Annotated in this window: 12 protein-coding genes; 4 read left to right on the forward strand and 8 right to left on the reverse strand. The window is 48.9% G+C overall.

The window, feature by feature from the left end:
- Positions 1 to 474 precede the first annotated feature (474 nt).
- The 4 genes from JW984_09985 to JW984_10000 form a co-directional block, all read right to left on the reverse strand.
- The gene (locus tag JW984_09985; protein MBN1573511.1) at positions 475 to 924 is read right to left on the reverse strand and encodes a hypothetical protein; all 450 of its coding nucleotides are present in this window, start codon (positions 922 to 924) and stop codon (positions 475 to 477) included.
- Positions 893 to 1486, reverse strand: coding sequence for a DUF4065 domain-containing protein (locus JW984_09990; GenBank protein ID MBN1573512.1), 594 nt, complete (start codon positions 1484 to 1486; stop codon positions 893 to 895). Before JW984_09990 ends, JW984_09985 begins: the two co-directional genes overlap by 32 nt.
- 346 nt (positions 1487 to 1832) lie before the next feature.
- Positions 1833 to 3362: a GMC family oxidoreductase gene (locus JW984_09995; GenBank protein MBN1573513.1), complete on the reverse strand. Its 1530-nt coding sequence runs from the start codon at positions 3360 to 3362 to the stop codon at positions 1833 to 1835.
- A gap of 28 nt (positions 3363 to 3390) precedes the next feature.
- Positions 3391 to 3915, reverse strand: a complete 525-nt coding sequence (locus tag JW984_10000; GenBank protein MBN1573514.1) for a gluconate 2-dehydrogenase subunit 3 family protein — start codon at positions 3913 to 3915, stop codon at positions 3391 to 3393.
- 241 nt (positions 3916 to 4156) lie between these two features.
- On the opposite strand from JW984_10000, the gene JW984_10005 reads away from it, so the two are divergent.
- Positions 4157 to 4453 (forward strand): hypothetical protein, encoded by a 297-nt coding sequence (locus JW984_10005; GenBank protein ID MBN1573515.1) that lies wholly within the window; start codon positions 4157 to 4159, stop codon positions 4451 to 4453.
- A gap of 465 nt (positions 4454 to 4918) precedes the next feature.
- Here the strand turns inward: JW984_10005 and JW984_10010 are convergent, their stop codons facing one another.
- Together JW984_10010 and JW984_10015 are read right to left on the reverse strand one after the other, a co-directional pair.
- The gene (locus JW984_10010; protein ID MBN1573516.1) at positions 4919 to 6055 is read right to left on the reverse strand and encodes an acyl-CoA dehydrogenase family protein; all 1137 of its coding nucleotides are present in this window, start codon (positions 6053 to 6055) and stop codon (positions 4919 to 4921) included.
- A gap of 199 nt (positions 6056 to 6254) precedes the next feature.
- Positions 6255 to 7298: a tetratricopeptide repeat protein gene (locus JW984_10015; GenBank protein ID MBN1573517.1), complete on the reverse strand. Its 1044-nt coding sequence runs from the start codon at positions 7296 to 7298 to the stop codon at positions 6255 to 6257.
- 405 nt (positions 7299 to 7703) lie between these two features.
- Here JW984_10015 and JW984_10020 point away from each other — a divergent pair, with 405 nt between their 5' ends.
- The gene (locus tag JW984_10020) at positions 7704 to 8129 is read left to right on the forward strand and encodes a prepilin-type N-terminal cleavage/methylation domain-containing protein (protein MBN1573518.1); all 426 of its coding nucleotides are present in this window, start codon (positions 7704 to 7706) and stop codon (positions 8127 to 8129) included.
- Between the two features lie 872 nt (positions 8130 to 9001).
- Here JW984_10020 and JW984_10025 read toward each other — a convergent pair.
- Complete coding sequence (locus JW984_10025) at positions 9002 to 10408, reverse strand: hypothetical protein (GenBank protein ID MBN1573519.1); 1407 nt, start codon at positions 10406 to 10408, stop codon at positions 9002 to 9004.
- Between the two features lie 251 nt (positions 10409 to 10659).
- Here JW984_10025 and JW984_10030 point away from each other — a divergent pair, with 251 nt between their 5' ends.
- Together JW984_10030 and JW984_10035 are read left to right on the forward strand one after the other, a co-directional pair.
- Positions 10660 to 11973 (forward strand): UDP-glucose/GDP-mannose dehydrogenase family protein, encoded by a 1314-nt coding sequence (locus JW984_10030; GenBank protein ID MBN1573520.1) that lies wholly within the window; start codon positions 10660 to 10662, stop codon positions 11971 to 11973.
- Positions 11974 to 12912, forward strand: coding sequence for an SDR family oxidoreductase (locus tag JW984_10035; GenBank protein ID MBN1573521.1), 939 nt, complete (start codon positions 11974 to 11976; stop codon positions 12910 to 12912).
- Between the two features lie 387 nt (positions 12913 to 13299).
- Here JW984_10035 and JW984_10040 read toward each other — a convergent pair whose 3' ends face one another.
- A complete protein-coding gene (locus JW984_10040; protein ID MBN1573522.1) occupies positions 13300 to 14736 on the reverse strand; it encodes a CoA-binding protein in 1437 nt (478 codons plus the stop codon).
- Between the last annotated feature and the right edge of the window lie 166 nt (positions 14737 to 14902).

Raw genomic sequence — 14902 nt, forward strand, 5'->3', positions numbered from 1 at the left:
AGAGCTTCGGATCAACGTCCGGGATCTTCCGACCGTACGATTTTGTCCAGAATCTCTTTTCCTCTGCACTATTTTTTGCCATAATATACCCCTTAAAAATGATGAATAATAAAAACCAGAACGTCTCTGAAAGTTAGTTTGGGATGTTAGCAGGTTTCTCCCCCTATTTCAATGCTTCAATATCAAAAAATGAAATTCATTTGCGGGTATGGGGTCGCGGCAAATGCGTGGTGCATTGTTATCTCGAAGCGATCAATATCGTGGACGGCCGCATAGTGAAAAGCATAGCGTTAAGGCTGTGCGGACGCTGCGTTTGCGTGTGCCCGAACAACGCCGTTAGCCTCACCCTTGGATCATCCTCAGTACGAGGAGGAGGTGATAAGGCGGAGCGAGGCGGTTGTTGTGTTGCGTGGGGGGGGGAGGAAACTATCTTGCAGGAAGGCAAACGGTCAACACACCCATGACTAATGAATTTTATAACCTATCCAGCTTATGTTGAATTTCATCAAGAAATCTTTTAGGATCATCTTTGATTCTATCGGATATTAGATCAGATTTAATAAGGCCTTTTATTATTTGCACCATCGTTAAACCGTCTAACTCACCTTTTATTTCTATATCTGGATTGTTGATAATTTTTTCTTCTTCTACACACTCAGGAATTTCATTATAATTGATATGACACTTTTCTTCGAATGGGAATTTTTCAGGCAAAAAATTTTCTGGTAAAAACGAATAGTAGTCGCCTTCTTCTAACCATGCCTCCCTTGTTGTCGTTGTAGAAATGTATAAACTAAATGAGAATCCTAATAATTTATGTATTTTACCAGTATGGTTAATACAAACAAACCATCTCGGTTTTGTTTTACCCTCGAATTTTCCATATGGATAATTATTCCATTTTAAGACTTTTCCTACTTCCACCTGAAAGTTCTTCCCAAGCAATATGATTGAGATATTTTTCTTCTGGATAAGTTAAATCTTCTTGAGGTTTTTCTGTTATATTACCTCCAAAAGTAATTTTGTAATCTATAATTCCTTTTGGATTTCTATTCCAAGTTATTTTCCAAGCTAAAATAACTTCATGGGAAGCATCACTCATGTCTTTTGAAAATACTTTACTATTTGCGTAAATCTCGATTAGACGAGACATCTCTTTTCTTTCCATTTCTGAAAAATAAGATAAATCGGGCTTCCCTTTAGGTACAATATATATTCTGCCCTCTTCTCTCTCCTCGAATCTATATAAAGCAGTATCCAACTTATGTCTATTATCATATAACTCTTTAGGTACTGGCCCCTGTTTATAGGCACGATAAGTAAGGCCCAATGATGGTATTCCCGTTTTTTCAAGACAGGTAAAGTCTAAGAATGCTAAATACTTATACAAATATGTCTGTGTAATAAGTTTTCTCGCTTTACTTTTATGACTTAATGCAAAATAACATATTGCATTGTCAATTTTTTCTTTTTGATAAGGAATCATTGTCTAATATATTCCTCTTTTTTATAAAATAATATCATATAATATTCATTATAAGTATTTCTGTCAAGAGGACATATTATTATACTTCTTTTTAGAAATATTAGCAATTCTAATAATAGCACCATCGCTAAATGGGAGGTTCTGCCTTATTAAAAGTGAGGTGCCACTGTATAGAGGTTTTAATAAGCGATATGTAAAAGAGTAATGCTTCCCGACCTTACTTCTAAGATTGTAAACCAAAAACATCTTAAAATACAACAACACAATAAGAGTCTGACAAACACCCAAAGACAAACCGCTGGATTTAAAAAACCAAGAAACATCAGCTAAATACTAAAACCCCCCCTTATCCAAAATACCTCCCCCTGTTCGCTAATATGTAGTCCGCCGTCCTGTGGGAGAGCGCCATCGTGGGGAGCATGTTGTGGGAGCTTGACGTCGACGGCGAAACCGACCCGTCGACCACAAAGAGGTTCTTTGCCCCGTGGCACTCGAGGTAGCTGTCCACCACGCTCGTCTTCGGGTCGGGCCCCATCCTGCAGGTTCCCTGTATGTGAAAAGACATGATTGTCAACGTGCACGGCTCTATCCCCCGCTCGTCGACGATCGATACCTCCGACGGATCGGAGATGACGGCGGGCACCTCGTAGGTGAACATCACCTTCTTGGCCCCGGCGGCAAACAGGAGGCCTGCGGATTCCTTCATCGCCCTTACCATGTCGGCCTTCGTCTCGCCCTTCATCTCGTACTCTATGACGGGCCTCCCGAACCTGTTGAGGGAGACGGAACCGTCAGGGCCGTCGAAGACCAGGACCATTATGTTGGCCATCCGGCTGTATTCCGTCATCAGCTCCTTGTAGTCCTCCCCGAAGCCGGGGACGACCGTCGACACCTGGCCCGGCAGCGTGAAGCCCCCCTCCAGCCGAAATCCGGTGAGGCCCCGATCCTCGTCCACCTCCTCGTACCGGTCGGTGTAGTATGACTGGGGGATGCCCCTGTAGCTCTTCAGCTCCTCGTCAAACAGCCCGAAGACCATGGTATAGGGCTGGAGGATCAGGTTCTTCCCTATGAGACCGCTCTCGTCCGGGATTTTTGATTTGAGGAGGAGCTGGGGGGTGTTGATCGTGCCGGCTGCTATGACTATCACCTTCGCGGTAACCTCTATGGAAGCCTTATCCATCCCCGTCTTCCCGTCCAGTATCGTACCCGCCACTTTTTCCGCCCTTTCGCCGTCTCCCACGATCTTGTCCGCCCTGGCGTTGACGTAGAACTTCGCCCCGGATGCAATCGCCCTCGGGATGTAGTTTTCTGTGGTCGCCTGCTTGTGGCCGTAGGGGCAGCCCAACAGGCAGTAACCGCACTCGATGCACCCCTCCCTGTTGTGGTAAAAGGCGTCCCCCGTATAGCCGGCCCTTTCGACCCCTTTTTTCAACACCAGGTTGTTGTTATTGAGCTCCGCCTCCTCGATTTTTTTGGTCTTGAGGATGCTCTCCGCCCTGTCGAAGTATTTCTTCATGGTATCGGGCGAGATATCGGTTATTCCGAACCTCTTCTCCCACATCCTGAAGACCCCGTCCGGCGTCCGGACGCTGTCCGCCATGTTTATCAGGGACCCGCCGCCCAGGCACTTCCCCTGGGAGAGCGCGATGGAGAGGTCCTTGGTGAACCTCTGGTTGTAGAGGGCGGGGAGCATGTCCTCCTCCCGCATGTTGAGGCGCGAGCCGGAAAAGTGTCCTCCCTCCTCCAGCACGATCACCGAAAGTCCCGCCTCCGCCATCTCCATTGCCATCACGGAGCCGGCCGGCCCCGACCCCACGATACAGACGTCGGCGCTCTCTTTGATGTCACTCACTATATTATCAGATTTTATTATCATCTTTTAAGCTCCGGTATTCTCTTTATCCTCAAATTGGCGGGCCGTCGTAGCCGATATATTTCCAGACTTTTTCATTTGAGAAGAAGCCGAGGGTGCAGATATTTTTGAATCCCTTGAACACACCCCTGAAGAGTGCCACCCCGCTCCCCTCCCACTTCTTCAGATATTGATCTTTTTCGTCGTCGGTCAGCTGGGTGAAGCGCTTGAACTTGAACATGAGGAAGATCGGGGCGTGTTCCAACAGCATTATCCCGCTCCTCATGTTTTTCTGGATCTCCGGCGGCTGCGCCCCGACGAGTTTGTCGAAGAAGTCGGTTACCTCTATGTCCTCGGCCCCTTCCGGAAAGGCGCCTCCCTTTGGAATTATCCTCTCGGAGAAAGATTTAATCACAGCATGGGTCTTGTCGTCGAGAAAGGCGAAGTCCCCTTCAGCTTCCGGATAGTCGGCGCAGCCGGATGTAGACACAGTCGCCGCGGCCCCAGTCAGGACGAGCATCGATTTGATGAACGTCCTTCTCTTTATCCCAAACCTCCAAATATCGTAATCGTTCATCTCCCCACCTGAAAAATCGACTATTAAGGCCCCTTTGATACGAATCGCGAGATCTCTCAAAAGGGATTTACGTAAAGGTCAAAAAAATGGCTCCGTCTCCCCTTTAATAAGCGTAAACGCCAAGAGAATAACAAAATTCCTTAGGAAATTGCAAGACATTTTTAAGGGATGTAGCTTTATGGAATGGAGGGCCGTCAATGTATTTTTCTGATCTGGGGCTTAAAAACACGATGGAAGGATATTGGGCGGGGAGACAACCGCAATAATACCATTAATTACAATAATTGATATTACCTATCTGCCTGTAACTGCCGTGTGGTTGAATGAAACCACCTTAATCCACAACAAAGAAGTAATTGGGGGCGAGGGTAAGTGGCGAACAAAAACGCTAATATCTAAAACAGATCTTATTTGCCCCCCCTCCAATTTTCCCCTAAATGAGGGAGACGACATATTCCCTAAATCCATAACAGGGAGATTGAGGAAGATAAAATATTATAAAGGCGACGGCTCGACTATCCCGCCGACAATGAAATAATATAGGGACCTGGGGCGAGTAACAATTCGGATATCTTAAATAGATTTTGTTTACCCCCTTTTAAATTTTCCCTGTAATCGAGGGAGACGACACAAACCCCCTCATATTTTATATTTACGGCAGGCTATAACAGCGTGATTTAGAGAGAGGGGGGGAGCAATAAAACTACTAAAACAGATTTTCTTTATCCGATTCAATTACATCACAAAATAAACGCAACGGCTCGATTATCCCACCGATAACGAAGAGATCGAGGGGGGAAAAGCTATAACGGCCGCGACAGCGAAACCGAGGGGGAAAGAAAGGTGTGGGGAAGAGGGGAGAAACAATAAAGTTTTAAAAAAACAGGTCTTGTTTATCCCCTTTTTAAATTTTCCCTGTAATCGAGGGAGACGACACAAATCTCCCCATATTTATATTTACGGCGGGCCATAACAGGGCAATTTAGAGAGAGGGGGGGGAGCCTTAAAGCCCCGCCAGCCTTGCGATCACGTCGCTCATCACCTCATCCGCGCCGCCGCCGATCGAAGTCAAGCGGCTGTCCCGCCAGTATCTGGAGATCGGCGTCTCGTTCATAAAGCCCATGCCGCCGAACATCTGGACGCACCCGTCGGGGATGGTCCTCGTTATACGGCCGGCGAAGAGCTTGCCCATGGAGACCTCCTTCGTGACGTCGATACCCTCCATCTTCATCCTGACGATGTGGTAGCTAAGCTGCTTCAAGCACTCTATTTCAGTAAGCCAGTCGGCGATGTGGTGTCTCAAGACCTGCTTCTTTGAGAGGGGCTTCCCGAAGACGACTCTCTGCTGGATGTACTCCACCGTCATGTCTACCATATCCTTGAGGGCGACGTAGACCAAGGGGAAAACGGCAAAGCGCTCGTGCTGGAACTGTTTCATCTGGTATATGAAGCCCTCCCCCTCTTCGCCTATGAGATTTTTTACGGGGACCTTAACATCGTCGAAGAAGAGCTCGGCGGTGTCGCTGGACCTCATCCCCACCTTATCCAGCTTCTTGCTAACCACGAACCCGGGAAGGTCCGTGGGAACAACGAAGAGGCTGAAGGAATGGTAGCCCGGATCTTCGCTGGTCCGCGCCAGGAGAGTCAAGTAGTCCGCCTTGACACCGTTTGTGATAAAGGTCTTCGATCCATTGATGATATAGGAGTCGCCGTCCTTCTTTGCGGAGGTCCTGAGTCCCGCCACGTCCGACCCGGCCCCCGGCTCGGTCACCGCTATGGCCGCCACCATATCCCCCATTACGGCGGGCTTAAGGTAGGTCTCCTTCAGGTACTCGCTTCCGAACTCGCTGATGGCGGGGGTCGCCATATTTGTCTGAACGGCGATCGCCATCCCGACGCCCATCCCCTTGATGTGCCCCAGCTCCTCGAGCATGACCGTCTCGTACCAGTAGTCGAGTTCCTGCCCGCCGTACTTCTGGTTGTAGCGTATGCCCAGAAGTCCCAGCTTCCCCATCTTCTTGAATATATCGTGAAGGGGGGCCGTGGTCTCCTCCCACTCATCTATATTCGGATTTATCTCCTTGTTTACAAAATCCCTTACAGTCTTGCGGAGCATCTCGTGCTCCTCGTTGAAATAGATCGAATCCGACGTCCTTGTGCTCAATTGACCGCTCATTTATACAACTCCTTTATCCACATTATTTGAAGTAGGCCCTTAAACAAATCCAAATTGACATCCAGTCTCAACAATTTGAGTATATTTTTATCAACTGTAATGCGTTCGATTCTCTCTGTCGACCGACTTTATTTGTGCTTCGGACCGCCCGATCGAAGGCCGATCAAAGCTCTTCCGCTTCCTCGCAGGCGGACTTCAACTCTAAATCACAGGCTCTTTGAAAATCCTTCTTGGCCTCTTCCTTCTTGTCCAATTTAAGGTAGTTTACTCCCCTATTCCAATAAGACTCGGCGAAGTCAGGATTTATCTTTATCGCCTGGTTGTAATCCTTTATGGCGTTTTCATGCTGCCCCATTTCGTAGTATATGACGGCGCGATTGTTATATGCGATGTAATCATTCGGATTGAGTTTTATGGTCTTGTTGTAATCTTCCAGGGCCTTGGCGAAATCTTTCTGCCTCCAGTAGACGACTCCCCTGTTATTGTAGGCCTTTGCGTAGTTGGGATCAATGTCGATAATCTTGTTATAATCATCCAAGGCCTTCTTGTAATCTCTCTGATTTCTGTAACTCAATCCCCTGAAGAGATAGGCGTCCTTGTTCCTTGGCTTAAGCTCGATGGCCCTTGTGAAAAAATCGGCTGCGGTGTCGTACCTGCCTGTCTTCAGGGATTGATTGCCCAAAGCGATCCAGTCCGATGCGGTTCTCTCTTTAACGTCATCGCCACCGCCGCTCGCCAATGTCCCTCCGGCGCCTCCAAGCTTATAGTTGCAAGCCCTTTCGAAGCCAAAATCACATGCCTTTTTTATATCGGCTTCGGCCTTACTGATATTTCCCAGTTTCTCATACGCCCTTGCCCTGTCAAAAAGGATAGTATGAGAATACTCGTTCTTCTTCAGATATGCAGTGAAATCGTCAGCGGCTTCTTTGTATTTTTTAGTCTTGAAATAGGCCTGTCCCCGAAATTTATAAACCTGATAATCGAGAGGTTTGCCCTTCGAAGTCACCATCGTCTCGTAATTATTGAAGCATCTTATACAATCATCGTAGTTTTTAGTGTCGTACAAATTCTTGCAGGCCTCAAACGTCTTGGCCTTATCGGTGGGGGAGGTTGAAATGTAGTAGAAAAACGAGACCGAAGCAATAGCTATCACCGTCAAAACACCTAAAGTTATTAGTCTTTTTTTCCTTTTCTCATCTTTGGCCATTTTTACTGTCCCCCGTTGAACTCAGTTATTAGGGCTTTTTTATAAAACTGCCAATATTATACTTCTCTTGACATCATTGGTCAAATACTTTATACTACAATAAATATTGACGCATTTTTACCTTCAACCCATCAAGTTTTTCCGATCTTTGAAATGATTGTAGAAATCAGTGTGACGCTTTTTTTATAAAAAATAGCAAATACGCAAATTAATTTGCAGATTTACAAAATTTCGAGCTAAAACAACAAAGAATAAAAATAATAGCAAATTCAATTTAGAATAAAATCAATAATATTAGCGGTTTACAGGGCAAAAAAAAAGTGTGCAATGGACTAAATGGTATGTCTTTTGCAACTATATACAATATGGATTTGTATCCTATACATCTATAGGAGATTTTGCGCTATGAAAGTTTTTACAAAAAAAATCTTAGGGGATAAAAAAGGTTTTACCCTGATCGAGCTGATGATCATGGTAATGATCTTGACCATCCTTACATCGTTTGCAATACCGATTTTCTTCAAATACAGATCGCAATCTATGCAAACCGAAGCAACCATTCTTCTGGCCAGTATTTGGACCAATGAAGTCACTTATTTCGGCGAAAAGAGCGAATTCTCCATGGAAAACTCCGTACTCAGCTTCGATCCGATCACAGATCCGAAATTCTACCATAACTGGTACATAAATGTCTGGGATGATGGTTTGCATTTTATCGCCACGTGCTCCACTAACCTCGATAACGACATCTTTCTCGATTCGTGGAGGGTAACGGACACCGATAAAGCCCCGTTTAACTTCTATGACGATATTTCCGATATGTCTCACTAAGTGTCTTAAAAGGTGAGATGGGGATTGGGAGATTGGAACGTTAGTAAGCTGGGATTGTCAGGTCATTGGAGGATTGGAACAATGGGGAGCCGGGGCGTTGGGGGTTTGGGAGATTAGGACATAGGAACATTGGGCTTTTGGAGCGGAGAATCAGGAAATTGAGGGATTGGGGGGCAGTGGGGCGTTGGGGGATCGGGGCAGCGGGGGATTGGGGCAACAAAGGATTGGGAGATTAGGGCGTTAAGGAATTAGGGCATTTGCGTTTTGGGAGATTGGGGCGGCGGGTAAATATTCGATATAGAATATAGATAAAGTCTCGGAATTGAGTTATTATTATAAAAAAAGGCCTTCAAAAGGCCTTTTTTATTGGAAGACAAAAGCGTTTTATATAGGTTTTATATAAAAATATAGGAGCGGAACCGGGAATGTGAAAGGGGGCGCGTTTTCAATCTACCCGTCCATCCGGAAAGAACAAAACCGCTTTTCCCCGTCAAGTCTTACAACAAGATAACGTAATTAAAAAATTCAACGGATAACGCCACGCTTCACCTCAATCAATCTCCATCAATTTCAACCCATTTCAATCAAATTCGATGAATGAACAAAAAACATCCCCTTCCGTCCCTGAAGCGATATCTAAATGTATTCAAGAGATGACTTTTTTGTTTCCCATCCGGAATCACCGTGTCGTAATCCGAGAATGAATTACCATCCACCCCGTTAAAAAATCGTTACCGCACTTACAAAAACAAGAGATGCAGGCAAAAACCCGCAAATATCATTTTCTGGAAGGAACTCATCCCCTCGATTCATTAAGGTTCTGTTCCTTAAGCGGTTTTCAAACTGCGCCATCTTGCCGTTTGAATCTTCCCTCAGTCATCTATCCATATTTTCCTCAGGGGCCTTTTGAACTTCACAAGCCCAGTCAGGCGATAAACCAACATCAGGACGATGTACATTGCCAGAACTCCGATCAGGGTCTGCCAGTAAGCCGCCGGATTCACCGTCTGCCAGCTATCCCCGACGACTTCAACTCCCTTGAGAGGCAAGTTTATCATGAAAAGGAGAGGGGCGCACAGCGGCAGCGAGATGGCGCTTGTGTAGACGAGGTCCTGGGCCACGGGGGTCTCATACTCCGGATCAACCATCCTGAGGAGGATAAGACCGGTGTTGATAGTGCCTGTGAGCATTCCATATATCGCTATCGCCCGCTCAAAGGGAAATTTGTCGTAGGAGCGCTTGGCGTACCAGAAACAGAAGTAGAGGGTGACCAGCCCTACCGCAACCCCCGTAACCAAGATTGGGACGATAAAGTCGATGACCACGGCCAGAGATATGGCGGCTATGGAGCAGACCACAAGGAAATCGACCGAGAGGCCCGCTATGCGGCTCATGGTGCCGTTGTCTATGATGTGTCCCAATCCTATCTTGTGGACTATGATCCTCGCAAGGAGTGTCAAAAGCGTCGCGAAGATGAAGAAGAAACCCTCAAGGGTGCTTGCAATACCTGCGGCCCCGACACCGATCAACAGGTTGATAATCGGGAACATTATAATATAGGTAATCAACATCATGAGTCCTATCAGGGCCACGTGAAACGCAAAAGATTCGATCGCTTCCGAGGTGGTTGTCAGCTTCCCCGCTATGGGCCTCTTGCTGTCCTTCGAGAAAAAGCCCGTATAAACGTCCCTGCTCAAGTGGGATTTGTCCTTGACGAGGGTCGCCCATCCCTTCCTTATCCCGATGTTGACGAGGGGAACTCCGATGAAACAAGCCCAAAAGTAACCGAACGCGGCGAGGGTAAGGCCAAGGTTTCCCGCATGTTTAAAATTGAAATTCGTCTCCCAGCCGTTGGCTATGGAGAAGGTAAGGCCGGGACCCTGTCCGAATCCCAAGGGGGCAATGGCGCCAAAGGTCGGAAAAAGACCGGGGTAGATGGTGTACATAAGCAAAAATCCCAGCCCGATTCCCACAACCCCCTGGAGGGCGTAAAGGGTCGATGAGCTGACCCCCATGGCCACGGCGTCCCTCCCCCTCTTTTCCCCCTCCGGCTTCCTCCAGGCCATGGCGATAAACGTAATCGCCAAAAGATGATAGACGTAAACTCCGAGCCTGTCTATGTCAAAGGGAAGAGAAAGATAGGGAGCGATCTTGCCTATGAAGCTCTCGTTCATAAGCATGGCCAGAAAGCCCCCGATCAAGGCCACGGGAACGAGAAAGTTCTGTAAGAACTTTATTTTGGCCCTGAGGTACGATCCCAAAAGTAAAAAACTGAACAAAATTGAAACCTCGACTAAAATATCCCAACATAAATTGGTGCTCATTATTTCCTCCAAGCAAAAGACGAAAAATTGACATAAAGTCTTAAAAAACGACATATTATATAATATTTTTATACCTTTACTGTCAAGATAATAAAATCCGCCAAAATATGCACGCCAATGACCTTAATGTGTTGACTTTTTAGATTGTATACGATTAAATTAACTAATCCATCTCGTTAACATTATTTGCAGATTATGAGGACAAAATGAAACTTTGTATCATCGGGACCGGGTATGTGGGATTGGTCACGGGAAGCTGTTTTGCAGATATGGGAAACGACGTCATCTGCGTCGACAAGGACAAGGCCAAGATCGATGCATTGAAAAAGGGAGAGCTGGGCATCTACGAGCCGGGCCTGAGCGATCTCGTCAGTCGAAATTACTCCAGGGGACGGCTCATATTCACAACGAACCTCGAAGAGGGCGTAAAAAACTCCCTCATATGTTTTATCGCCGTAGGCACCCCCGAAAACGAGGACGGCAGCGCCGACCTCAAACACGTATTGGATGTTGCGGGAGCCATCGGCAGGGTGATGGACGGCTACAGGATTATCGTGGACAAGAGCACCGTCCCCGTGGGTACGGCCGATCTCGTGGCGCAGGTAATAAAGAAAGAGACAAACAACGAGTTCGACGTGGTCTCCAATCCCGAATTCCTTAAGGAGGGAGCGGCGGTCGACGACTTCATGAAGCCCGAAAGGATAATCATCGGGACCGACGACGTGCGTGTGGCCGAGATAATGAAGGAGCTCTATGCGCCGTTTATCAGAACAGGAAATCCGATGTATATCATGGACGTAAAATCCGCGGAGCTGACGAAATACGCCTCGAACGCCTTTCTGGCCACGAAAATATCCTTTATGAACGAGATCGCAAACCTCTGCGACAGGCTCGGGGCCAACGTCGAGCACGTCAGGAAGGGGATGGGGTCCGACTCGAGGATCGGGCCGAAGTTCCTCTTCCCGGGAGTAGGATTTGGCGGCTCCTGTTTCCCGAAGGACCTGTCGGCAATCATCAAGACCAGCGAAGAGGCGGGCTCTCCCTTAAGGATTGCAAAATCCGTCATGGATGTAAACCGCGCCCAAAGGGAGGTCTTCATTGAAAAAATCTCTTCCCATTTCGAAGGTAAAATAGAAGCTCTCACAATTGCCGTCTGGGGCCTCTCTTTCAAGCCCCAGACCGACGACATCAGGGAGGCGCCCTCCATAATTATTGCGGAAAGGCTCCTCGAAAGCGGCGCCAAGCTCAGGGTCTTCGACCCGGCGGCGATGGACAACTTTAAAGAGATCTTCGGGAAGAAGGTCTATTTTGCCAAGGATGCTTATGACGCTGTAAGCGATTCCGACGCCATGGTCCTTGTAACGGAGTGGAACGAATTCAGAAACCCCGACTTTCCGAGGATCAAGAAATTGATGAAAAGCCCTGTCATATTTGACGGCAGGAACCAGTACAACCGGGACGAGATCGAGAGGATCGGCTTCACATACTACTGCATTGGGAGGCCCGGGAGAAAGGGATAGATGAAAAAGCGGGTTCTCATAACCGGTGGTGCGGGCTTTATCGGATCACATCTTATCGAGAGACTTATGGGGTCGGACGTGGAGGTAATCTGTCTCGACAATTTCTTCACGGGTGAGAAGGAGAACATCGGCAAGTTCCTGGGACAGCCGGAGTTCGAGCTTATCCGCCATGACATCGTGGAGCCGATACTCCTCGAGGTCGACGAGATCTACCACCTGGCGTGTCCGGCCTCCCCCATCTACTACCAGCACAATCCGGTAAAGACGATCAAGACGAACGTGATAGGAACCCTGAACATGCTGGGTCTGGCAAAGAGGGTAAGGGCCAAGCTCCTCCTCACCTCCACGTCGGAGGTCTACGGCGATCCCGAGGTCCACCCTCAGGTGGAGGAATACTGGGGGCACGTAAACCCGATAGGCCTGAGAAGCTGCTACGACGAGGGGAAGCGGGTGGCGGAGAGCCTGATGGTCTCCTACCGCCAGCAGAACGACGTGGAGATCCGAATAGCGAGGATATTCAACACCTACGGCCCGAACATGTCGATAGACGACGGGAGGGTTATAAGCAACTTCATCTGGGCCGCTCTATGGGAAAAGCCGATCACAATCTTCGGAGACGGGAGCCAGACCCGGTCTTTCTGCTACGTCTCGGACATGGTGGAGGGCCTGATCAGGCTCATGGAGTCCGCCCCCTACACAGGACCGATGAACCTGGGCAACCCGAAGGAGATGACGATATTAGAGATTGCCGAGAAGATAAGAGAGATGACAAAAACCAGATCGGAGATTGTCTTCGAGCCGCTGCCGGAAGACGACCCCACCCGGCGCTGTCCCGACATCTCAAAGGCGATAAGGGAGCTCAACTGGGAGCCGAAGGTGACGTTCGACGACGGGATAAAAAGGACGATAGACTATTTCAGGGGATTGAAGGGGAATTGAAGGCGATTTTCTCCTCGAATCCGAAAACGGCGGTTGGTTTAATCTCGAATTCATCAGGGGAGGGAGTTAAAGCAATCGTTGGTGGCAGTCAAAAAGACCGGTGAAATCCTAATTATAACCATTTTGGTATTGGTAAGATCGGAAAGTATATTTTTCAAGTATTGGAGCTGACCCAAGTTTTTTTAAATCGGTTGTCAATAAATTGCAGTATGCCTTCCCCCGTTAAAAAAACGTTAGTGTCTTTCAGTCATTGAGAATCCCGAAAGACCTGAATATTTAACAAACCATCCTGCCGGCCTACCGGCCTGTCTTTAATTGAACTGCTGCACTAAAGAATTGAGTCCGTATATTAATTGTAATTGCAATCCATCGCCTACAATTTGACCGTTACTCTCCCGAATCCCCCACCGCCCTCAAGAACTCCCCGTAGTCGTAGACCTTCTTCAACGCAGAGAGCGCCCGCTCCGGCGAGGGAAACGTCGGCACCCCACCCTCGATGAACTCCGCCTCCATCCTGTCGTCACCCACGTTCTTCGTAAACTCCTCGAGGGTCACGGCGATAAGCGCCTTCTTCGTGTCGTTCTTGGCAGAGATAAGCTCCCTCCTGTACACCTCGTTCATCTCCTTGTAGAACGTTCCCCCGATGATAACCACCGAGTCCACGTTCGGGTCCTCAAGGAGATACCTCGCAGGGAGGGTGTACTGCTCCGAGATTCCCGAGGCCCCCAACCCCACATCGACCGGGTTTTTCACGCTCGTCCCCTCTCCAGGAATGACCTTCGCTATCTTCCGCTTCGTCTCTTCGGTGAGGGCGGCAAGAGCGAGCCCCTCCCTGGCAACAATATCGGCGGCGGAAACCGCAAGCCCCCCCGGCCCCGATAGGATCGCGACCCTCTTCCCCAGGGGATAGGGAATAAACTTGAGCGCCATCATCGCGTCGACGATCTCGTCCATCCCCTGGGCGGTCACGGCTCCCAGCTGTCTCAGCGCGGCCTCCCACAGCTCGGAATTGCCGGAGAGCGCCCCGGTGTGGGAGAGGGCCGCCTTTGCGCCCAGATCGGTAAGCCCCGCCTTCCAGACCACGACCGGCTTTTTGGGCGTGACACCCTTCAGGGTTTCGAAAAACCGCCTCCCCTCCGGGATCCCCTCGATGTAGGAGATGATCACCTTCGTCTCGTCGTCCCCGGCGAAATATGAGGCAAAATCGGAGGGCGTCAGGTCGCAGGCGTTCCCGAAGCTTATCACCTTGCTGAAGTAGAGGTGGCGGCTTGCCGCCCGCCAGACGGTCATCGAGGCGAGCGACCCTGACCCCGCCACAAACGATACGTCCCCCGGCGTCGTCGGCATCCCCGGGAAAAAGGACATCCCCGCCTTCGGCGAGTAGACCCCCTGGCAGTTGGGGCCGATGAGCCTTATCCCCGCCTTCCCCGCCCTCTCCACCAGTAGCCTCTGCTCTGAGGCGCCCTCCTCCCCCAGCTCGGCGAGGCCGGCCGTGAAGATGACGGCGGCTGTGGTCCCCACCTCCCCCAGCTCATCGATGATGCCGGGGAGGTGCTTCTTAGGAACGAGGACGATTGCCAGATCGATCGGTCCGGGGATCTCCCGCGTCCGCTTGATCACCTTTATCCCGTCTATCTCGTCCGCCCTCGGGTTTACGGGATATATCTTTCCCTTGTATCCTGAAGCGACCAGCCCCATCAGAAAGAGCCTCCCCATCTTCGGCCCCTCCGGCACCCCAACCACCGCAACGCTCTTCGGATTGAATATCGCGTCCATAAGCCCATTCAGGCTTTTGCCTCCGACACCGGCAGAGAGAGCGGTCATAAATCGCCTCCGAAATTTTTGTGCGTGCTATTTTCCATATTTTCCCTTTAACATCTACCACAAAGGGGAGCCGATGTAAAGTTACAAGAGCGCATCTTCCCACTCATTACGCTTTTGACGGGTAAAAACCATCCAATCCGATTGACACCCTCGGAAATGCGGTTTA

The sequence above is a fragment of the Candidatus Zymogenus saltonus genome (assembly GCA_016929395.1).
GTDB classification, from domain to species: Bacteria; Desulfobacterota; Zymogenia; order Zymogenales; family Zymogenaceae; genus Zymogenus; species Zymogenus saltonus.